Here is a 20,783-nt window from a genome sequence, read left to right as displayed (position 1 = left end):
CTTCGCAATGGACCCCGCACCCCGGTGAAGCGGCGGTCGCATAGGGCTTGAGCCCCTATGGTGCGACCCGGGAACACGCCGAAATCCTTCGGCACAGAGCAAATTGGAGACGACAATGTCGAAGCGCCAGAGCGCCAAGTATAAACTCGACCGCCGGATGGGCGAGAACATCTGGGGTCGCCCGAAGAGTCCCGTCAACCGCCGCGAATACGGCCCCGGCCAGCACGGCCAGCGCCGCAAGGGCAAGATGTCGGACTTCGGCATCCAGCTCCGCGCGAAGCAGAAGCTGAAGGGCTATTACGGCGACATCACCGAGAAGCAGTTCAAGAAGAATTATTTCGAGGCCTCGCGCATGAAGGGCGACACCGGCCAGAACCTGATCGGCCTGCTCGAACGCCGCCTCGATGCGATCGTCTATCGCGCCAAGTTCACTCCGACCATCTTCTCGGCGCGCCAGCTCGTCAGCCACGGCCACGTCTATGTGAATGGCGTGAAGTGCAACATCGCGAGCCGCCTCGTGAAGCCGGGCGACGAAGTCACCCTCGGCAAGAAGGCGCAGGAAATGGCGCTGGTCGCCGAAGCACAGAGCCTGCCCGAGCGCGACCTGCCCGAATATGTCGCGGTCGACGGCACCAAGGCGACCTTCGTGCGCGTGCCCACGCTCGACGAAGTTCCCTATCCGGTGAAGATGGAACCGAACCTGGTCGTCGAATTCTATTCGCGCTGATCTGGGTCTCGCGACCGGCAAGAAAAAGGGCGGCCCGGCGACGGGCCGCCCTTTTTCTTTTTGCCCTTATCGAGGCCCTACTGTCCCATCGCCGCGCGCAGGAACTTGTCGGCATCGCCCAACATCTTGGTGCGCACCTCGCTATCTGCCAGTTGATGGTCCAGTCCCGGGAATTCGGTGTATTCGACCGTCTTTCCGGCGCTGCGCAGCCGGCTGGCCATCAGCCGCGACTGGCCGACATCGACATTCTGGTCATAGTCGCCGTGAAAGAGCATCACGGGAACCGTGATCTTTTCGGCATTTTGCGCGGGCGAGCCGGTCTTCACATGATCGCCGCGGCCGATGAAGGCTTCGACCTGACGGAAATTGGTATAGTAACGCGAATCTTCGCGAAGCTGTTCGAGGTCGGTGACCGGCGCGATCGCGACGATCGCCTTGAACAGGCCGGGCTCGTAAACCCCCGACTGCAGCGCGGCGTAGCCGCCATAGGACCAGCCGACGATGCCGAGTTTGCCCGGCGCCGCGATCCCGCTCGATACCAGCCATTTGCCGCCGTCGTCGACATCGCCAATCGCCGTCGGCCACGACTGGAAGCCGTTTTTCTGGAACCATCCGGAGCCATAGCCGGTCGAACCCCGGAAATTGGGCTGGAGCACCGCATAGCCGCGCGCCGCGAAATATTGCGACAGCCAGTCGAAGCCCCACTCGTCGCGCGAGCCCGGTCCGCCGTGCGGCATGACGATCGCCGGCAATCCCTTGCCGTCCGAACCCGCGGGCAGCGTCAGATAGGCGGGAATGTCGACGCCGTCGCGTGACTTGTAATGCACGGGTTTCACCGTCGCGAGCTTGGCCGGGTCGAGCTGCGGACGCATCTTCATGATCTCGGCGAGTTGCTTGGTCGACTTGTCGAACAGATAATAGCCGCCGGGATCGACGTCGCTGCCCACCCACAGCACCAGCTTCTGCTCATCGGCGGTCGAATCGACGAAGCTGATGAGCGGATGGTTCGGCAGTGCGTTGGCCAGGGCCGTGCCGAGCGACTTCAGCGCGGGGTCGAAGAAGACCGTCTGGCGCTTGTCGGTAACGAACTGGGCGCCCACGACACGCCCGCTGCGGCCGATGCTGACGAGGCCGTCGACATCGACATGGTCGTTTGCATAGACCAGTGTCTTCGTCATCTTGCCGTCGAGCGAGACCGAATAGAGCGCCGAGCGCCCGTTCAGCGAGTCGAAGCCATAGACCACGTCCAGATTCGGATCGACGGCCACCGGAAGGAAGCCGGTCCCCAGCCCGGCCTCGCTGACATAAGTACCGAAACTCTCCCAATCCCGACTGTTCGCCTTGCGATAGGAGATGTTATAGGTGTTCCCCGAATAGCCGTCCGCGGTCTCCGTCTGGCTGATCATCATGCGGACGTGTCCCCGTCCATCCGAGATATAATCGACGACGCCGTCCTTGGGCGATTCGACCGTCCTACGCTTCAGCGATACCGTGTCGACGGCGTCGACCGCCAGGCCGGACGCCGAGCGCCCGAGCAGCGACCCGGTCTGATACTCGCCGCTCTGGTAACGCGTCATCAGCACGCGGCCACTCTCCTCGGCATCCGACCAGTCGATGACGCCGCCGCCGAACTGGCTTGCACCGAAAGCGCGGACGCGCGTCTTGTCGCTCAGCATCTGCATATTCTGCCCGTCGGCATCGAGCGCGAACAGCCGGCTGAAACCCTGGAGACCGGTCGTGCCGCGGTTGATGACGTGGACGCTGCACACCAGCCGGGTGGCGAGCGCCCAGTCGCAGCGACCGATCTGCTCGTCGCCCCCCTTCGCGCTCAGCACCGGTTTCGAATCGCCGGTCGCGATGGTGATCACCGAGACGACCGAGCCCGCGCCCTTGGTCGGCTGGATCACCGCCAGCCGCTCGCCGTCGGGCGAAATGCTGACCTGGCGGACGCGCTCGCGCTGTCCGAATTTCGCCGCCATATCGTCTTGCGCCTGCGCCGCCCCAGCGGTCGCGACCAGTGCCGGCACGATCAGTGCCGCCCCCCAGAACCTCATTCCCCAAACCCCCGAATTGAAAGCGACCCCTCGCTTAAACCCCTGACATGAGGGCCATGTTGCAACAAACACCGCGCCCCTCGGCATCCAGCATAGGCCGCCCGGTCATCATGGCAACCCGCAAAGGCCAGGTCCGAAGCCCTCATCCACCGCCCTTGCCTGCCGGTGACGGGGCTGGCACAAAGCCCGCAACGCTCATTCGGACAAGGACGATCGATGCTCCGCTTTAACCCCGCCCCGCTCGCGGCCGCCGCGCTATTGGCGCTTACCGCCTGCAACGCCTCCACCGACAAGACCTCGGCCAGCGCCGCGGCGCTTCCCGACGTCCAGCTTCCCGAACTGTCGCTTTCGACCTTGCAGGACGTAACCAGGGAATTGTCGCAGGACCGCTACGAAGGACGCGCGCCGGGGACGCCGGGCGAGGAGAAGACCGTCTCCTATCTGATCAAGAAATTCACCGAAGCGGGTCTCAAGCCCGGCAACAACGGTAGCTGGACGCAGGACGTTCCGCTGGTCGAGATTACCGCGAAGAACGTCAGCCCGCTGAATTTCACCGGCGGCAAGACGCCGATGTCGCTCAAATACGGCATCGACTTCGTCGCTGCGAGCTATCGCGTCCAGCCGCAGATTTCGGTCAAGGACAGCGACGTGGTCTTCGTCGGGTACGGCATCAACGCACCCGAGAAGGGCTGGAACGACTATGCCGGGGTCGATGTGAAGGGGAAGACGGTCGTCATCCTCGTCAACGATCCCGACTGGCAGACCAAGGAGGCGAAGGGCGAGTTCAACGGCCGTGCGATGACCTATTACGGCCGCTGGACCTACAAATATGAGGAAGCGGCGCGGCAGGGCGCCGCCGCGGCGCTGATCGTCCACGACACCGAGCCCGCCGCCTATGGCTGGAACGTCGTCGAATCGAGCTGGACCGGCACGCAATATCTGGCCGACAGCAAGAATGGCGGCGCCGATCAGACCGCCGCCAACGGCTGGATCCAGCTCGACAGGGCGAAGCAGCTCTTCGCGGGCGCGGGGCAGGATTTCGACGCGCTGCGCGAGGCGGCGAAGAAGAAGGGTTTCAAGGCGGTGCCGCTGACCGGCGTCAAGGCGTCGCTGAGCTTCGACAACCAGATCGCCAAGAAGATGTCGCGCAACGTTATCGGCGTGCTGCCGGGGACGAAGCGGCCCGATGAATATGTCCTCTACACCGCGCACTGGGACCATCTCGGCCGCTGCGCGCCGGTCGACGGCGACGATATCTGCAACGGCGCGGTCGACAATGCGACCGGCGTCGCGGGGCTGGTGACGCTGGCGCAGGCCTACCAGAAGGCTGGCGCGCCCGACCGCAGCGTCGTCTTCCTCGCGGTCACCGCCGAGGAATCGGGGCTGCTCGGCTCGAAATATTATGCCGAAAACCCGGTCTTCCCGCTCGCGCAGACCGTCGGCGGGGTGAACATGGACGCACTGAATCCCGCAGGCCCTGCCAAGGACATCGTCGTCGTCGGCCGCGGCAAGTCCGAACTCGACGCTTATCTCGAAAAGATCGCGGCGACGGCGAAGCGCACGGTCGTCGACGAGCCGACCCCCGAAAAGGGCTTCTATTACCGCTCCGACCATTTCAGCTTCGCCAAGCTCGGCGTGCCGATGTTCAACTTCGGCAGCGGCGAGGATTTGGTCGCGGGCGGCAAGGACGCCGGCAAGAAGGCGTCGGAAGACTATGAAGAGCACCGCTATCACGCGCCCGGCGACGAATATGAGGCGATCGCCAACTGGGACGGCATGCTCGCCGACCTCCAGCTCTATTATGCCGCGGGGCGGATGCTGGCGATGACCGACGCTTGGCCGAACTGGGTCAAGGGCGACGAATTCCGCGCCGCCCGCGACAAGTCGCGCGCCGAACAATAGGAGCCCATATATGACGCTGCGCATGGCGGCCGAATGGGCGCCGCATGAGGCGGCGTGGATCGGCTTCCCCCACCTCGCCGAGGAGTGGTCCGGGCAGATCGACGCTGCGCGCCGCGATATCGCGGCCTTCGCGAACGCCGTTCACGACGGGGGACGCGGCGAGGAGGTGCGGCTCGTCGTCAACGACGAGGCGCAGGCGGAAATCGCGGCCAATCTCGTCGAGTCCGGCGTGCATATCCTCGTCCAGCCGCTCGGCGACATCTGGCTGCGCGACACCGGGCCGATCGTCTCGGGGACGGGGACGGCGCGGCGCGCGCGCAATTTCCGCTTCAATTGGTGGGGTGAGAAATTCGTGATGCCGGGCGATCTGGAGGTCGGCGCGGCGCTCGGCGCGAAAAGCGGCTTGCCGGTCGACGAGCAGGATTGGGTTCTCGAAGGCGGCGGCATCGACGTCGACGGCACCGGGCTCGCGGTCACCACCGAGGAGTGCCTGCTCCACCCGAACCGCAACCCGTCGCTGACCCGCGAGGATATCGCCGTGCGGCTGCATCAGTCGCTCGGCGTCGAGCGGCTGCTGTGGCTCGGCAAGGGGCTGGTCGGCGACCATACCGACGGCCATGTCGACAATCTCGCACGCTTCGTCGGCGAAGGCCGGCTCGCGATCCCGGTCGCGGCGGGTAGCGACGATCCCAACGCCGCCATCTACGCCGACGCGCGCGCGCGGGCCGAAGCCTTCGGCGGGGTCGAGATCCTCGACCTCCCCTCACCCGGCCGTGTCGAGATCGAGGGCGAAATCGCGGCGGCGAGCTATATGAACTTCTACATCGGCAACAGCGTCGTGGTCGTCCCGACCTATGGTTCGGCGAACGATGCCGCGGCCGTCGACGCCCTCGTCGCACTCTTTCCCGATCGCCGTGCGGTCGGCATCGACGCGCGCGGAATCATCGTCGGCGGCGGCAGCTTCCATTGCTCGAGCCAGCAGGTGCCGGCGTGATGGCTCGTGTGGCCCGAATAGGCGTGATGCTGCTGGCGGTCGGGCTACTGGCAATCAGCCTACCCATGATCGGACTATCGGTCATGACTTTCGATGCGCCCGGCAGCGAAAAAGCACTGCTTAATTGGATGGGTGTTTTTGCCGTCTGGATCATGCCATTTGCTGCCGTGAAGAGCTTTCTTGTCCTAAAGCAGGCGTCGCAGCCGATTGCCTTTGCGACATGGTCCGAAGCCGTCCTGCTGATTCTTATCCCGCCCAGCCTGCTGATTGCGGTCTTCTGGCTGGCGAACCGCTAACTACTTCCCTCTATCGACGCAGCATGGCATGCCCGCCCCATGACCCGCACCCTCTCCGTCGCCGCATTGCAGCTTCCCCTGCCCGGCCCCGTCCAGCCGAACATCGACGCCGTGTCGGCGCTCGTCGAGGAGGCGGTCGCGAAGGGCGCGCAGGTCATCCTGCCGCCCGAGCTCTTCGAGGGCCCCTATTTCTGCCAGGTCGAGGAAGAGGCGCTGTTCGCGAGCGCGCGTCCGACCACCGAGCATCCGAGCGTCGTCGCGATGCAGGCGCTCGCCGCGACTCACAAGGTCGCGATCCCGACCAGCTTCTTCGAGAAAGATGGGCCGCATTATTACAACACGCTCGCGATGATCGGCCCCGATGGCGCGATCATGGGGACGTACCGCAAGAGCCACATTCCCGACGGGCCGGGCTATGAGGAGAAATATTATTTCCGCCCCGGCAACACGGGCTTCAAGGTCTGGGATCTCTTTGGGGCGCGGATCGGCGTCGGGGTGTGCTGGGACCAATGGTATCCCGAAACCGCGCGCGCGATGGCGCTGATGGGCGCCGAACTGCTTTTCTATCCGACCGCGATCGGGTCAGAGCCCTATGACGCCGATCTCGACACCAGCCGCATGTGGCGCCGCGCGATGCAGGGCCATGCCGTGTCGAACTGTATGCCGGTGATCGCCGCCAATCGCATCGGGCGGGAGGGTGAAGCCGACTTCTACGGCCACAGCTTCATCACCGACGAATGGGGTGATCTGACGCAGGCATTCGGGCGCGAGGAAAGCGGCGTGCTGGTCGAGACGATCGACCTCGATCGCGCCGCGAAACACCGCGCCGGCATGGGCTTCTTCCGCGACCGGCGGCCGCAGCTCTACGGCCGGCTCGCCGAGGACATCTAAGGCATGGACGAGGGCAAGACGATGCAGGTTCCCGACGACATCTTCACCGAGCCCGACGATGTCGATCCCGACACGCTCGCCCGGCTCGGCCCGCTGCGCCGCCTTGCCGGCATCTGGGAGGGGCAGCGCGGGGTCGACGTCAACCCCAAGGCCGACGGCCCCGAAACGCGCCAATATTACGAGCGGATCGAGATGCAGCCGATCGACGCGCAGGCGAACGGGCCGCAGCTCTTCTATGGCCTGCGCTATCATGTCCACATCAACACCCCCGAAGAGGACATCGCCTTCCACGACCAGGTCGGATACTGGCTCTACGAGCCCGCGACCGGGCTGATCCTGCAGACGCTGGCGATTCCGCGCGGCCAGATCGCGATCGCGGCGGGGCATGCCGAGCCCGATGCGAAACGGCTCGTGCTGACCGCAGAGCGTGGACAAACCGAATATGGCATCTGCTCGACGACCTTCCTCGAACTGGCGTTCCGCACCGACAAATATCAGATTAGCGTCGACTTCCATGAGGATGGCGGCTGGAGCTATGTTCTCGACACCACGTTGATGGTCAAAGGCCAGAGCGAGCCTTTCCTCCACCGCGACCGCAACCGGCTCACCAAGATCGCCGAGCCCGACCTCAATCCGTGGGCGAAGATCGCGCGGTCGGCGCAGCCGGCGTCAACGGACGTTTGACACCGCGCCCCGGATACACCTAACCTGCTAAGCACCGACGAGGCGACAGACCGGTCCACAGGCCGGCGGCCCTTGCGGGGTGGTGAGGGAGAGTGAGATGAGCAGCATCGAACAGCGTGCGGCGGGTGCGCGCGAATTGCACCGGACGATCGATTTCATCGGCCTGCGCGCGCATGCGACGACGGTCGGCCTGATCCAGCTTTGCGAGGAGCTTTTGAAGGTCGGCATTCTCGACAAGGCCGCGCTCGAGCGGATCAAGGACGCGATCCGCATGGAGCTCACCCTGTCGCAGGCGCGCATATCGAACCAGACACTGTTCGACGAGACGCTGCGCCGCCGGCTCGACGCCATCTTTCCGCACTGCGGCGAACCCGCGGATCCGGTGGGTTCGATCGAGGCTCTCGAAGAGGCGCTCGACCTCGAAGACAAGGGCTGATCCCGGCCACGCCGCCGGATGATGATGGTGCCCCTGGCCGGACTCGAACCAGCACTCCTTGCGGAACTCGATTTTGAGTCGAGCGCGTCTACCAATTTCACCACAGGGGCCCGTGGAAGGCGCCTCCCCTAAGGCGAAGCGCCGCCGCTTGCCAAGCTATTTCTTGAGCTCGCGCGCCAGCGTCTTTGCCGTCGCCTTGCCATAGGGGGGCTTGAAGCCCGCCATGCCGGCGACGTCGAACTTCGGCTGGCGATAGACGGCGCGCGCGTGGCTGAAGGTGCGGAAGCCGTCGAGCCCGTGGTAATTGCCCATACCCGACGGGCCGACGCCGCCGAAGGGCAGATCCTCCATCGCGTTGTGGAACAGCACGTCGTTGACCGTGACGCCGCCCGAGATCGTCCGCGTCAGCACGCGATCCTCCTCGCTCTTGTCCTGGCCGAAATAATAGAGGCCGAGCGGGCGGTCGTGCGCGTTCACATAGTCGATCGCGTCGTCGATGGTCCGATAGGTCTTCACCGGCAGGATCGGCCCGAAAATCTCCTCCTGCATCACCTTCATGTCGTCGGTCGGGTTGCGGACGATATGAAGCGGCATCTTGTGGCCGTTCGAACTCGCGAAATCCTCGCCCGCGGGATTGACCTCGACCACCTCGGCGCCCTTTTCGCGCGCATCGGCAAGGTAGGATTGCAGCCGGTCGTAATTGCGCGTGTTGACGACCGAGGTGTAGTCGTCGTTGGCGAGCAGCGTCGGATAGAGCGCCGCGGCGCCCTTCGTCACGCTGTCGATCACCGCGCCCTCCTGATCCTCGGCGACGAGCAGATAGTCGGGCGCGAGGCAGATCTGCCCCGCGTTCATCAGCTTGCCCATCGCGACGCGCTGGCCGACGAGGTCGCGGTTCGCGCTGCGCCCGATGAAGGTCGGCGACTTGCCGCCGAGTTCGAGCGTCACGGGCACCAGATTGTCCGCCGCGGCGCGCATGATATGCTTGCCCACGCTCGTCGCGCCGGTGAAGATCAGATGATCGAAGGCGAGCTTCGAGAACGCCACACCGACATCGGGCCCGCCGGTGAACACCGCCATCTCGCTCTCGTCGAAATAATCGGGGACGAGCCGCGCCATCAGGGCGGAGACATTCTCGGTGAACTCGCTGGGCTTGATCATCGCGCGATTGCCCGCCGCGAGGATGCCCGCCATCGGCACGAAGACCATGCCGACCGGGAAGTTCCACGGGCTGACCACGCCGACGACACCCTTGGGCTGAAACACCACCTCGGCCTTCGCGCCGAGCAGCCCGAGCGGAAAGGTGGGCCTCCGCTTCTCGCCCTTCGCCCAGCTCGCCATATGCTTCTTCGCATGTTTCAAGGCGCTGACCGAGGGCATGATGTCGGTCATCAGCGTCTGTTCGCGGCTGCGATGGCCGAAATCCTCGCTCACCGCCTTCGCGAAATCGTCCGCATGGTCGACGAGCAGCGCGACCGCGCGGTCGAGGCGGTCGGTCCGCACCGCGAGGCTTTCGGGCATGGCGGCGGTGAAGCTCGCCCTTTGCGCCGCGAGCACCTGGCCCATGCGCGCGCTTTCGAGCGCGATGCCGTCTTCGATCGCCGTCACCATATCCCGTCTCCCTCCGTTTGATCCGTTTTGATCATGGGCGAAGGCGGGTTGCAAGATGAAACCCGCTGCGGGACGTCGACCGGCGCCGAGGCGCGCAATTTTATTCCAAAGTTCACGAAAGTCACACTACGTCCCCCTTCATTCGGGCCTCCTGGCATGCGCCGGACCGGCTTGCCTGGGGTCCGATCGGCCAGCGGCCGGGAAGGCTGAGAAGGGGCTGCGGATCATTGGCCAGTTTGAAGCATAGCCGGATAATGTAGGAAAGGGATTTTGTTCGATACCATCGGCGCCGGGGCGGCCATCGGGCCGGGTCATCGCGGGCTCGGTTGCGCTCCCCGGCGAAAGCCGGGGTCCAGAGGTGAAGGCTGGGCTTCCTCCTATGGACCCCGGCTTTCGCCGGGGTTCACTTTTCCACCAGCTCAGGCCGATTTTTCCAGATCGACGTAGCGCAGATAGGGCTTGAGCGTGCGGAAGCCCTGCGGGAAGCGGCTCTTCGCATCCTCGTCGGACAGTTTGGGCGAAATGATGACCTCTTCGCCCGGGGTCCAGTTCACCGGGGTCGCGACCGACTGGGCATCGGTCAGTTGCAGGCTGTCGATCGCGCGGATGATCTCGGCGAAATTGCGCCCGGTGCTGGGCGGATAGGTCAGAACCAGACGGACCTTCTTATTCGGATCGATGACATAGACGGCGCGCACCGTCACCGTCGGGTCCGAATCCGGATGGATCATGCCATAGAGAGTGGCGACCTTCTGGTCGCTGTCGGCGATCATCGGATAGTCGAGCTTCTGGCCCTGGGTGGATTCGATATCCTGTTCCCAATCGCGATGCGAGTCGACCGGATCGACCGACAGGCCGATCGTCTTGACCCCGCGCTTGTCCCATTCGGGGCGCAGCCGGGCGACCTCGCCCAGTTCGGTCGTGCAGACCGGGGTAAAATCCTTCGGGTGGCTGAAAAACAGTCCCCAGGACGAACCGAGCCATTCGTGGAAACGGATGGGCCCCTGTGTGCTGTCCTGTTCGAAATCGGGCGCGATCTGGCCGAGTTGTATGGTCATTTGGTACCTCCTAGCGCCCGCATTGTGCGCCCCGCGTCGAGTCCGGCCAAACAAGCGTTCCTTTCGTCCCCGCCAGAAAGCTTTGCCACCGCGATGCTGGCCCTCCCCTCTTTCGCAGGTGCAGCATTTCGGCTAATCCATCCGCCAACCAACTTTCCCCTACGGAGTCTCGTCCCATGACCGCCACCGATCCCGTCGTCTTCCTCTCCTATGCCCGCACCCCGATGGGGAGCATGCAGGGCGCGCTGTCGGACGCGAGCGCGACCGACCTCGGCGCCACCGCGGTCAAGGCGGCGGTCGAGCGCGCGGGGGTCAAGAGCGACGATATCGAGCGCATCTATATGGGCTGCGTGCTGCCCGCCGGGCTGGGCCAGGCGCCGGCGCGCCAGGCCGCGATCAAGGCGGGCCTGCCCAAGTCGGTGCAGGCGACCACCGTCAACAAGGTGTGCGGTTCGGGCATGCAGACCGTGATCATGGGCGCCGAGGCGCTCGCCGCGGGCAGCATCGACCTTGTCGTCGCGGGCGGCATGGAATCGATGACCAACGCGCCCTACCTCCTCAAGAAGCATCGTTCGGGCGCGCGCATCGGCCACGACACCGCCTATGACCATATGTTCCTCGACGGGCTCGAGGACGCCTATGAGGCGGGCCGCGCGATGGGCACCTTCGCGCAGGACACCGCCGACGCCTATCAGCTCAGCCGTCAGGCGCAGGACGATTATTCGATCGAGTCGCTGAAGCGCGCGCAGGCGGCGATCGCCGACGGCGCCTTCGCGGGCGAGATCGCGCCGGTCACCATCGCGACCCGCAAGGGTGAGGTCGTCGTCGACACCGACGAGGCCCCCGGCAAGGGCAATCCCGACAAGATTCCGACGCTGAAGCCCGCCTTCGCCAAGGACGGCACGATCACCGCCGCGACCAGTTCGTCGATCTCCGACGGCGCTGCCGCGGTCGTGCTGACGCGCCAGTCGGTCGCCGACGCGAAGGGCGCGAAGCCGGTCGCGAAGCTCGTCGCGCACGCCGCGCACGCACAGGAGCCCAAGGATTTCACCGTCGCCCCCATCGGCGCGATCAACAAGGTGCTGGCCAAGGCCGGCTGGTCGATCGGCGACGTCGACCTGTTCGAAGTCAACGAAGCCTTCGCCTGCGTCGCGATGTTCGCGATGCACGACCTCGGCATCCCGCACGGGAAGATCAACGTCCACGGCGGCGCGACCGCGCTCGGCCATCCGATCGGCGCGAGCGGCACCCGCATCATCACGACGCTGATCGCGGCGCTGCAACGCCACGGCAAGACGCGCGGCATCGCGAGCCTGTGCATCGGCGGCGGCGAGGCGACCGCGGTCGCCGTCGAGCTGGTTTGACGCGCGCACTCGTCCTGGCGCTCGCCGCCATCGCGGCGACGGCCACGCCCTTGCGGGCGGAACCGGACGAGGCTCCGCCCGCGCCCATGTCGATCGACGAGCAGGACGCCGTCCAGCTCGCCCTCGACCGTGGGCAAAGCCTTTATGCCTATGACCAGGCGGCGTGGCACACAACCGACGCGCTGACCGCCGAGGTGCCCGAGGCCACGCTCCAGACGATCCGCGGCTGGGTGGTGACACCCGAAGGCGACGATTACCGGGTCACCTATTATGCGGGGGATCGCGGCGCGCCGCACCGCGCGGTCTATTCGGCGGTGTGGACCGGCGGCACCGGAGTTCGCGACGGCAAGCCCCGCACCGGAGCGGACAGCCAGCTCTCGGCGGAGGAGGCGAGGCTCGTGGCAGCTTCGGACGCGGTTGCCGAGGAGGGGAGGCCGCGCTGCACAGACCGGCGCTTCAACCGTGTCATATTGCCCCACGCTGGCACCGATGGCGCCGATCTCGTCTATCTGCTGACCCCGCAGACGCAGGCCGGCAGCATTCCGCTCGGCGGCCACTACCGCGTCGAGGTGAAGGACGGTGAGGTCGTCACGGAGCGCGCTTTTACGAAGACCTGCCTCGACCTGCCGTTCGAGGACAAGGCGAAAGCGCTCGTCGTGTCGCATCTTCTCGACCCGACACCGACCGAAATCCATTTCTTCTCTGTCTTCGCGGCCGGCAAGCCGCTCTACGTTATCACGCCATCGAACGATCGGATCTGGGTCGCGGAGACAGTCCGCGGCAAAGCACGGGTGCGCGTCGTCAAATAAGCGCGATCGCGATCGGATCGGTTCGCGACGCTGCGGCGAATCGCGACATTTTGCCACACAAATGACCGGAAAATAAACGCGGCATTCCGGCATCGTTCAAATCGACTCGCCTAATCCTTTCCCCGTCATCGGGCAGATCCCCCTCCCCCTGACGGATGCAAAGGAATGGCAAAATGAAGAAGATGAAATTTCTCACCGCCGGCCTGATCGCCGCGATGATGGTGCCCGCGGTGGCGCAGGCGCAGACCGGAGAGCTCCGCCGCGACCGGCAGGAGGTTCGCGAACAGAAGCGCGACGTGCGCCAGGCGGTTCGCCACGGCGACCGCGGCGACGTGCGCGAGCAGCGCCGCGACCTGCGCGACGCGCGGCAGGAATATCGCGAGGACAAGCGCGACTGGCGCCGCGACAACCGCTACCAGAACTGGCGCGCGCCGTTCAAATATCAGCAGTTCCGTATCGGATCGACGCTGCGGTCCAGCTATTACGCGCCCAGCTATCGCCTGAGCTACGACAGCCGCTGGGGCGTGCCGCGGGCGGGACGCAACCTCGCCTATGTCCGCCACTACAACGACCTGCTGCTGGTCAACGTGCGCAGCGGCAAGGTGATCAAGGTCTATCGCAACCACTTCCGCTGGCGCTGAGCGATAAACCCGGCAAGGGGCCGGACGGGCGACCGTCCGGCCCTTTTTCGTGCGGGCGTCAGTCGCCCCAGATATGGTCCACTTCGATCCAGCCGCGCCTGCCCTTGACGTCGAGCAGGCACCAGCCCTTCTTGCAGTCGGTGATCCGTCCCACCACCCCCGCCTCGGCGCGATAGGCGACCGCCGCGGCCGGATCGGGCGATTGACGCATCGGGCGCACGCCGCCGGTGACGATCGCGGTGCGCGTGCGGCTGAGCAGGCGCGCCGCCATCCAGCCCTGCGTGCCGTCGGGGTCCTCGACCTTGCGCCAGGTCTCGTGCCGCGCGACCACCTTCACCGGCAGGTCGCGGCGCCGATATTCCCAGATGACCGGGACATCGGGCGACGGCCCCTTGCGCATCCGCGCCTCGTCGACGCTGATCGACGCCCAATAGGGCAGTTCGGGGTCCGACGATTGGGCGGCGGCGGGGCCGATGGCGGCAAGGCTCAACAAAATCAGGGCAAATCTTCGGCTGGTCATCGCCAACCCTTGTCAAAATCGGCGCCCATTATCAACCGGCCGCAGCGCACAAACGGCCCGTCGTCCACAGTCCTGCGCGCCGCCGCCCCTTGACCCCCAGCCGCCGTCGCGCTCTATCGGCGGCCATGCCCGATTCCCCTCGCCCCAAACGCCCGCGCGTCATCGTCACCCGCCAGTTGATGCCGCATGTCGAGGCGCGCATGTCCGAGTTGTTCGAGGTCGTGCTGTCGGCGCGCGACCGCGCCTTTTCGGTCGACGAACTGAAAGCCGCGGTCGCGGACTGCGATGTGCTGGTTCCGACGGTGACCGACAGCATCGACGCCGCGATCCTCGACGCCGCGGGCGAGCGGTTGAAGCTGATCGCCAATTTCGGCGCCGGGGTCGACCATATCGACCTCGCCGCGGCGCGCGCCAAGGGCATCATGGTCGCGAACACGCCGGGAGTCTTCACCGAGGATACCGCCGACATGACGATGGCGCTGATTCTCAGCGTCCCGCGCCGGCTCGCCGAGGGCGAGAAATTGATGCGGTCGGGCAAATGGGAAGGCTGGGCGCCGAGCACGATGCTGGGCCACCGCGTCGGCGGCAAATTGCTCGGCATCATCGGCATGGGGCGCATCGGCCTTGCGGTCGCGCGCCGCGCCCGCGCCTTCGGCCTGTCGATCCATTATCACAACCGCAAGCGCCTGCCCGCCGAGGTCGAGGAGGAACTGGGCGCCAGCTATCATGCGAGCATCGACACGCTGCTCCGCATCAGCGACGTGGTGACGATCCACTGCCCGCACACCAGCGAAACGCACGAGATGGTGAACGCCGCGCGCATCGCGGCGATGAAGCCGACCGCCTATCTGATCAACACCGCGCGCGGCGAGATCGTCGACGAAAAGGCGCTGATCGCGGCACTCAAGAGCCGCCGCATCGCGGGCGCCGGGCTCGACGTCTATGCGCAGGAGCCGGTGGTCGATCCCGAGTTGCTCGCGCTCGACAACGCCGTGCTCCTCCCCCACCTCGCCTCTGCGACCATCGAGGGGCGCGAGGCGTCGGGCGAGAAGGTCATCGCCAACATCCGCGCCTGGAGCGACGGCCACCGCCCGCCGGACCAGGTGCTGGAGGGGTGGGTTTAGCGGAGGACGCGTGAGACCGCTTTGGATTGCTTCGTTGCTGCGCTCCTCGCAATGACGAAGATCTATAACGCACCGTCATTGCGAGCGAAGCGAAGCAATCCAGAGCGTCATTAGCTGCCGTCGAGAATATCGGGCCATAGGTCCCGCCAAAGCGGATTTTCCGCCTCAATCAGCGCTAGTTTCTTCGCTCGGTTCCCGGCCTTGATCTGCTTCTCCCGAGCGATGGCGGTTTCCATGCTCGAATGCATCTCGAACCAGACGAGCATCTTGCAGTCGTAGCGGGTCGAGAAGCCGCCAAGGCCCTCCCGATGCTGCCACACGCGCTGCAATAGCCCGGACGTCACGCCCGTATAGAGCGTCCCGTTGCGCTTGCTCGCCATGATGTAGACCGCTGGCAGGCGTTCGCGCATGGTCGCCCCTGGATTGCTTCGCTCCGCTCGCAATGACGAAGTGTTTGGACGCTCAATCCCCCGTCAATATCCGGTCCACCAGCTGCTTCACCGTGGGGGTGAAGTTGTTCGAGTAGAAGGGGTCGGTCTTGAAGTTGAACGCGGCATGGCCCGCGAACATCAGATTCCGTTCGGTGTCGCCGCCGTGCGCGATGTCCTGCAGCGTTTTCTGGATGCAGAAGCTGCGCGGATCGGCGAGGTAGCCGGTCGAATAATCGTCATGGTCCTTCCACGACGAAAAGCCGCAGTGCGACAGGCAGCCCATGCAGTCGGCCTGATCCTTGCGGATCACCGCCTTGTCGTCCTCGGTCACGAAAACCACCGTGTTGTCGGGGGTCTTGAGCGCCTCGCTATAGCCTTCCGCCACCCAGTCGCGCGCGCGCGCGCGGTCGTGCGGCGTGACCCAGAAATTCTTGCCCTTCACCCCGACGTCGAGCTGGACGATATGGTCGCCCGCCTCCTGCTTCGAATAGGGAATCTGGCGTTCCGATCGCGCCTCGAGGTCGCGCAGGAAGGGGTTGCGCACCGCGCTCGAATAAAAGCCGGTGGGCGAGAAGCGGTGGAGCAGCACGTCGCCGTCATCGAGCGTGCGCAGCCGGTCCTTCCATTCCTGCGGAATCGGGCTTTCGACCGTCAGCAGCGGGCGCGTGCCATATTGAAAGACGATCTGCCCGAGTTCGGGATTGTCGATCCAATGCTCCCAGTCGCGCAGATACCAGACGCCGCCCGCCATCACGATCGGCACCGTGTCCGAAATCCCCTCGGCGCGCATCGTGTCGCGCAGCGCCTTGACGCGCGGATAGGGGTCTTCGGGGACCAGCGGATCCTCGGCGTTCGACAGGCCGTTGTGGCCACCGGCGAGCCAGGGATCCTCGTAAACCACCGCCGCCATCAGGTCGGCGACCTTGTGATAGGCGCGCTTCCACAGCGCGCGGAAGGCGCGCGCCGAGGAGATGATCGGCAGATAATGGACATTGTGCCGCGCCGCGATCTCGCTGAGCTTGTACGGCATGCCCGCGCCGCAGGTGACGCCGGTGACCAGCCCCCTGGTCTTTTCGAGCACGCCTTCGAGCACGCGCTGGGCGCCGCCCATTTCCCAGAGCACGTTGATGTTGATCGCGCCCTTGCCGCTCGCGACGTCATAGGCGCGCTTGACCTGTTCGACCGCGCCGTCGATCGCATAGTTGACCAGCTCGTCGTGACGCTCGCGCCGCGTCAGCGCGCGATAGATTTGCGGGATGATCTTGCCCTCGGCGTCGTAACTGTCGGCGTTGACCGCCGACACGGTGCCGATGCCGCCCGCCGCGGCCCAGGCGCCGCTCGACATATGGTTGGTCGCCGACACGCCCTTGCCACCCTCGACCAGCGGCCAGACCTCGCGTCCGCCGTAAAGGATGGGCTTCAAACCTTTGAACACGTCAGAACCTCTTTCTCTCCACCGGTCGCGCGATCGCGCACCGGCCCTCATACCGTTTCCGTAAGCGGAAGACGGCCCCCTTTGTCAATCGATCCCGATCCAGCGACCGCTGAACAGGCCATATCCGTCAAGGGCCCGAGCATAGAGCCTTTCATAGGCATCGACCATCGTTGATTCGTCGAAGCGTTCGGCGGCAACGCGCCGGTTCGCCGCGCCGACCGCGGCGCGGAGTGCCGGATCGTCGGCCATCCGCGCCAGCGCGGCGCGGAAAGCCGCCTCGTCGCCCGCCACGAAGGGCCGGTTGTCGCCGGCCACCATTGCGGCAACATCGCCGACATCGGGGCTGACGACGGGCAACCCCGCCGCCATCGCCTCGATCACCGCGATCGGCGCCTGTTCGCTGAGCGACGACAGCGCGAGAAGGTCGAAATGGCCGATCCAGCGCGCGGGTTCGGCCATGAAGCCGGGCATGACGAGCCGGTCGGCCATGCCGCACGCCGCCGCCGCGGCCGCGATTGCGGCACGCTCGGGGCCCTCCCCGACGATCACCAGCCGCACGTTCGGCAGCGTCGCCACCGCGCGGACGAGCCGCGGCAGATCCTTGACCTTGCGCAGCCCGGCGACGGTGCCGATCACTATCTCGCCGGCGCGGCGCTCGAAGCCGGGGATCGGCACGCTCGGCCCGCGCGCATAGGCGGCGACGTCGATGCCGTTGCGGATCAGGTGCGTGCGGTCGCCGGCCTTCCATTCGGCTCCGGCGATCCGCTGGAGCAGGGTCGACGGCACCACGACGGCCGCGGTGTGGCGCAGCGCGTGGCGGCGGAACAGGTTGCGTTTCCAGTTGCGCCGGACGCTCTCATCCTCGTTGAACCCGTCCTCGTGATGGATCAGGCACGGCGGCATATGATACCACCAGCGGTTCCAATGGAGGCGATGCGCCATCACCCCGTCCATAGCGCCCCAATTATAGCTGAGCACCAGGTCGAAGCCGAGCATGTAGCGCGCGAGATCGCGATAGCGCGACAGCGACGGGCGGCCGTGGAGCGGCGGGGCATCCTTCGGGAAATCCACCTTTATGCCCGGCGCGATCGCGTCGCGTGCGCCGAGCGCGTCGGGCATCGCCGACAGGATCGCGTGCTGCGCCCGATCCTCCATCAGGTTCATCAGCCGCACCGCGCGCGCTTCCTTGCCGCCGAGCGAGAAGCTCGAATGGAGGTGCAGGATGCGGACCGTATGCTCGCGCCCGGTCACGTCGCGGGCAGATCCGCGAGCCAGGCGTCGATCGCCGCGACCGCCGCGGGCTCGTCCATCGTCGGCGCGTGCCCGACGCCGGGCACCTCGACCAGCCGCGCGCCCGGCAGCGCCTGCTCCATCTTTTGCGCCGCACCCTTCGCCAATATGTCCGACAGCGCGCCGCGCAGCACCAGCACCGGAATGTCGCCGAGCGCCCGATAGGCGGGCCACAGGTCGATCCCCGCCTCGGGCGCCGGCAGGCGCAGCGGCGCCGCGATCTGCTTGTCGTAATCGGTGACGATCCGCCCCTCGGGGGTCAGGCGGTGGGTGCGCTTGGTGAGGCGCAGCCAGTCGTGGATGCCATAGCCCGGATAGACGGCGGCGTTGAGCTCGGCGAAGGCGCGCGCCGCGTGAATCCATGTCGGCTGGCCGCCGCCAGCGCCGATATAGTCGCGGATGCGTTCGAGCCCTTTCGCCTCCAGTTCGGGGCCGACATCGTTGAGCACCGCGCCGACGAGGCGTCCCGTCATGCTCGCCGCCATCAGCATCGACACGAGCCCGCCGAGCGAAGTGCCGATCGTCGCGAAGCGCGCGATCTCCAACTCGTCGAGCAACGCCACGACGTCCTGCACATAAGTCAGCGGAACATAGGTCATCGGGTCCTTGGCATAGGCGCTCTCGCCGCGGCCGCGGAACTCGACGACGATGGTCCTGCGCGACCGCGCGACATGCGGCGCGAGCGCCTCGAAATCGCGAACGTTGCGGGCGAGACCGGGCATGCAGAGCACCGGCGGCGCCTCCGCGGCGGCTTCCGGCCCCGCATAGACACGCGCGTGCAGCCGCACGCCGTCGGCGGACCACCAGTAATGGTCCGACCAGTCGCGCCCGTCGGCCCGGATGTCCTGCTTGACCGTAATGACCCGTCCCCTTCCTGCGTTTCCACACGCCGTCTATCGCCAACCCGGCGGCGGCGCGCAAGCCGTCCGTCGCCGCCCGCCGGTTGCCGCCACCCGCTTTCACCGATAAGAGGCGAGCGACCATGAGCGAAGACCTGCTTTCCTTCGAACCCGCGACCGGTGAAGAGCTGTGGCGCGGGCCCGTCAGCCGCGTCGACGACGAGGTCGAGATCGCTCGCGGCGCCTGGCCCGCCTGGGCGGCGCAGGCCGTCACCTTCCGCGCCGAGACCCTCCGACGCTTCGCCGACCGGGTGAAGGCCGAGGCCGAAACGCTGGCCGACCTGATCGCGCGCGAGACCGGCAAGCCGCTATGGGAAGCCCGCACCGAGGTCGAATCGGTCGCGAACAAGGTCGATATTTCGGTCAAGGCCTATGCCGAGCGCACCCCCAACCGCCGGATCGAGGGCGCGATGGGGCTGCGCAACGCCGTGCGCCACAAGCCGCACGGCGCGCTCGCGGTGCTCGGTCCCTATAATTTTCCCGCGCACCTGCCCAACGGGCATATCGTCCCCGCGCTGCTCGCGGGCAATTCGGTGCTGTTCAAGCCGTCCGAAAAGACCCCGGCGACCGGCGCGAAGCTGGTCGAACTCTTCCATGGCGCGGGCGTGCCGCAAGAGGTGTTGCGCCTGGTGATCGGCGGCCCCGAAACGGGCAAGGCGCTCGCCTCGCACGAGGGCATCGACGGGCTGCTCTTCACCGGATCGGCGCGCACCGGACTCGCGCTCAGCCGCCAGTTTGCGGGCCAGCCGGGCAAGATGCTCGCGCTCGAGATGGGGGGCAACAACCCCGTCGTCGTCTGGGATACCGCCGACATCCGCACCGCGGCGATCCTCGTCGTCCAGTCGGCGTTTCTGAGCGCCGGGCAGCGCTGCACCAACGCGCGGCGGCTGATCGTCAAGGAGGCGATGGCCGAGCGGCTGATCGAGGAGGTCAAGACGCTCGCGAACCGGCTGATCGTCGACCATCCGCACGCCGAACCGGCGCCCTATATGGGCCCGGTGATCGACAATGAAGCGGCCGACGGGCTGACCGAGAGCTTTCTGATCCTGATGTCAAACGGCGGCCAGGTGATCCGCCACATGACGCGGCCGGTCGCCGACCGCCCCTTCCTGACCCCCGGCATCATCGACGTCACCGCGATGCCCGAGCGCCCCGACATCGAGCTGTTCGGCCCGCTGCTGCAGGTGATCCGCGTCGACAGCTTCGAGGCCGCGATCGCCGAGGCGAACAACACCGCCTTCGGCCTGTCGGCGGCGCTGATCGGCGGCAGCCCCCAGCTTTACGACCAGTTCTGGGCGAATGCGCGCGCGGGCGTGATCAACTGGAACCGCCCGACCAACGGCGCCTCCTCCGCCGCTCCCTTCGGCGGCATCGGCCTGTCGGGGAACCATCGGCCGAGCGCCTTCTACGCCGCCGATTATTGCGCCTATCCGGTCGCGAGCAGCGAAAGCGACGCGATGCGCGCTTCGATCGGCGTGGGATTGCGCGATCCCGAAGGCTCGCAACTGGTAACGAAGAAATATCTGTGATCTTCCGTCATTGCGAGCGGCGAAGCCGCGCGGCAATCCAGAGTGTGCGTAGGCCGCCTGGATTGCTTCGCTCCGCTCGCAATGACGG

At 66.1% G+C, this 20,783-nt stretch carries 20 protein-coding genes and 1 tRNA gene; 12 read left to right on the top strand and 9 right to left on the bottom strand.

The window, feature by feature from the left end; all coding sequences use genetic code 11:
- Positions 1-115: 115 nt before the first annotated feature.
- Positions 116-727 (top strand): 30S ribosomal protein S4, encoded by a 612-nt coding sequence (gene rpsD, locus CD928_RS16575; RefSeq protein WP_095388204.1) that lies wholly within the window; start codon positions 116-118, stop codon positions 725-727.
- Between the two features lie 77 nt (positions 728-804).
- Here rpsD and CD928_RS16570 read toward each other — a convergent pair whose 3' ends face one another.
- Positions 805-2,781 (bottom strand): S9 family peptidase, encoded by a 1,977-nt coding sequence (locus tag CD928_RS16570; protein ID WP_095388203.1) that lies wholly within the window; start codon positions 2,779-2,781, stop codon positions 805-807.
- Between the two features lie 216 nt (positions 2,782-2,997).
- Between CD928_RS16570 and CD928_RS16565 the strand changes: the two genes are divergently transcribed.
- From CD928_RS16565 to CD928_RS16540, 6 genes are all read left to right on the top strand, one after another.
- Positions 2,998-4,683 (top strand): M28 family metallopeptidase, encoded by a 1,686-nt coding sequence (locus CD928_RS16565; RefSeq protein ID WP_095388202.1) that lies wholly within the window; start codon positions 2,998-3,000, stop codon positions 4,681-4,683.
- A 10-nt stretch (positions 4,684-4,693) separates the two neighbouring features.
- Positions 4,694-5,677 (top strand): agmatine deiminase family protein, encoded by a 984-nt coding sequence (locus CD928_RS16560; RefSeq protein WP_095388201.1) that lies wholly within the window; start codon positions 4,694-4,696, stop codon positions 5,675-5,677.
- Entirely contained in the window at positions 5,677-5,973 is a 297-nt protein-coding gene (locus tag CD928_RS16555) for a hypothetical protein (protein ID WP_141237180.1), read from the top strand. Before CD928_RS16560 ends, CD928_RS16555 begins: the two co-directional genes overlap by 1 nt.
- A 39-nt stretch (positions 5,974-6,012) precedes the next feature.
- The gene (gene aguB / locus CD928_RS16550) at positions 6,013-6,864 is read left to right on the top strand and encodes an N-carbamoylputrescine amidase (protein WP_095388199.1); all 852 of its coding nucleotides are present in this window, start codon (positions 6,013-6,015) and stop codon (positions 6,862-6,864) included.
- Positions 6,865-6,867: 3 nt separating this feature from the next.
- A complete protein-coding gene (locus CD928_RS16545; RefSeq protein ID WP_369679311.1) occupies positions 6,868-7,548 on the top strand; it encodes an FABP family protein in 681 nt (226 codons plus the stop codon).
- A 97-nt stretch (positions 7,549-7,645) separates the two neighbouring features.
- Entirely contained in the window at positions 7,646-7,984 is a 339-nt protein-coding gene (locus CD928_RS16540; protein ID WP_095388198.1) for a hypothetical protein, read from the top strand.
- A gap of 25 nt (positions 7,985-8,009) precedes the next feature.
- Here CD928_RS16540 and CD928_RS16535 read toward each other — a convergent pair.
- The 3 genes from CD928_RS16535 to CD928_RS16525 form a co-directional block, all read right to left on the bottom strand.
- A tRNA-Leu gene (locus CD928_RS16535) sits at positions 8,010-8,094 on the bottom strand.
- Between the two features lie 46 nt (positions 8,095-8,140).
- Positions 8,141-9,595: a coniferyl aldehyde dehydrogenase gene (locus CD928_RS16530; protein ID WP_095388197.1), complete on the bottom strand. Its 1,455-nt coding sequence runs from the start codon at positions 9,593-9,595 to the stop codon at positions 8,141-8,143.
- 419 nt (positions 9,596-10,014) lie between these two features.
- Entirely contained in the window at positions 10,015-10,653 is a 639-nt protein-coding gene (locus CD928_RS16525) for a peroxiredoxin (RefSeq protein ID WP_095388196.1), read from the bottom strand.
- Positions 10,654-10,829: 176 nt separating this feature from the next.
- Here CD928_RS16525 and CD928_RS16520 point away from each other — a divergent pair, with 176 nt between their 5' ends.
- The 3 genes from CD928_RS16520 (at position 10,830) to CD928_RS16510 (ending at position 13,467) form a co-directional block, all read left to right on the top strand.
- Positions 10,830-12,017 (top strand): acetyl-CoA C-acyltransferase, encoded by a 1,188-nt coding sequence (locus tag CD928_RS16520; RefSeq protein ID WP_095388195.1) that lies wholly within the window; start codon positions 10,830-10,832, stop codon positions 12,015-12,017.
- The gene (locus CD928_RS16515; protein WP_095388194.1) at positions 12,014-12,826 is read left to right on the top strand and encodes a hypothetical protein; all 813 of its coding nucleotides are present in this window, start codon (positions 12,014-12,016) and stop codon (positions 12,824-12,826) included. Before CD928_RS16520 ends, CD928_RS16515 begins: the two co-directional genes overlap by 4 nt.
- Before the next feature lie 173 nt (positions 12,827-12,999).
- A complete protein-coding gene (locus CD928_RS16510; RefSeq protein ID WP_095388193.1) occupies positions 13,000-13,467 on the top strand; it encodes an RcnB family protein in 468 nt (155 codons plus the stop codon).
- 58 nt (positions 13,468-13,525) lie between these two features.
- Here the strand turns inward: CD928_RS16510 and CD928_RS16505 are convergent, their stop codons facing one another.
- Positions 13,526-13,987, bottom strand: coding sequence for an SH3 domain-containing protein (locus CD928_RS16505; RefSeq protein WP_095388192.1), 462 nt, complete (start codon positions 13,985-13,987; stop codon positions 13,526-13,528).
- Between the two features lie 125 nt (positions 13,988-14,112).
- Between CD928_RS16505 and CD928_RS16500 the strand changes: the two genes are divergently transcribed.
- Positions 14,113-15,111, top strand: coding sequence for a D-glycerate dehydrogenase (locus tag CD928_RS16500; protein ID WP_095388191.1), 999 nt, complete (start codon positions 14,113-14,115; stop codon positions 15,109-15,111).
- Positions 15,112-15,221: 110 nt separating this feature from the next.
- Here the strand turns inward: CD928_RS16500 and CD928_RS16495 are convergent, their stop codons facing one another.
- From CD928_RS16495 to CD928_RS16480, 4 genes are all read right to left on the bottom strand, one after another.
- Positions 15,222-15,521, bottom strand: coding sequence for a GIY-YIG nuclease family protein (locus tag CD928_RS16495; RefSeq protein WP_095388190.1), 300 nt, complete (start codon positions 15,519-15,521; stop codon positions 15,222-15,224).
- 52 nt (positions 15,522-15,573) lie between these two features.
- Complete coding sequence (locus CD928_RS16490; RefSeq protein WP_095388189.1) at positions 15,574-16,977, bottom strand: nitronate monooxygenase family protein; 1,404 nt, start codon at positions 16,975-16,977, stop codon at positions 15,574-15,576.
- An 84-nt stretch (positions 16,978-17,061) separates the two neighbouring features.
- A complete protein-coding gene (locus CD928_RS16485) occupies positions 17,062-18,228 on the bottom strand; it encodes a glycosyltransferase family 4 protein (RefSeq protein WP_176473612.1) in 1,167 nt (388 codons plus the stop codon).
- Positions 18,225-19,127: an alpha/beta fold hydrolase gene (locus CD928_RS16480; RefSeq protein ID WP_095388188.1), complete on the bottom strand. Its 903-nt coding sequence runs from the start codon at positions 19,125-19,127 to the stop codon at positions 18,225-18,227. Before CD928_RS16480 ends, CD928_RS16485 begins: the two co-directional genes overlap by 4 nt.
- A 122-nt stretch (positions 19,128-19,249) precedes the next feature.
- On the opposite strand from CD928_RS16480, the gene astD reads away from it, so the two are divergent.
- Entirely contained in the window at positions 19,250-20,695 is a 1,446-nt protein-coding gene (astD, locus tag CD928_RS16475) for a succinylglutamate-semialdehyde dehydrogenase (RefSeq protein WP_095388187.1), read from the top strand.
- The last annotated feature ends 88 nt before the right edge of the window (positions 20,696-20,783 follow it).

Source organism: Sphingopyxis sp. GW247-27LB (assembly GCF_002277025.1).
Taxonomy (GTDB): domain Bacteria; phylum Pseudomonadota; class Alphaproteobacteria; order Sphingomonadales; family Sphingomonadaceae; genus Sphingopyxis.
This window is presented reverse-complemented; position numbering and strand designations above follow the sequence as displayed.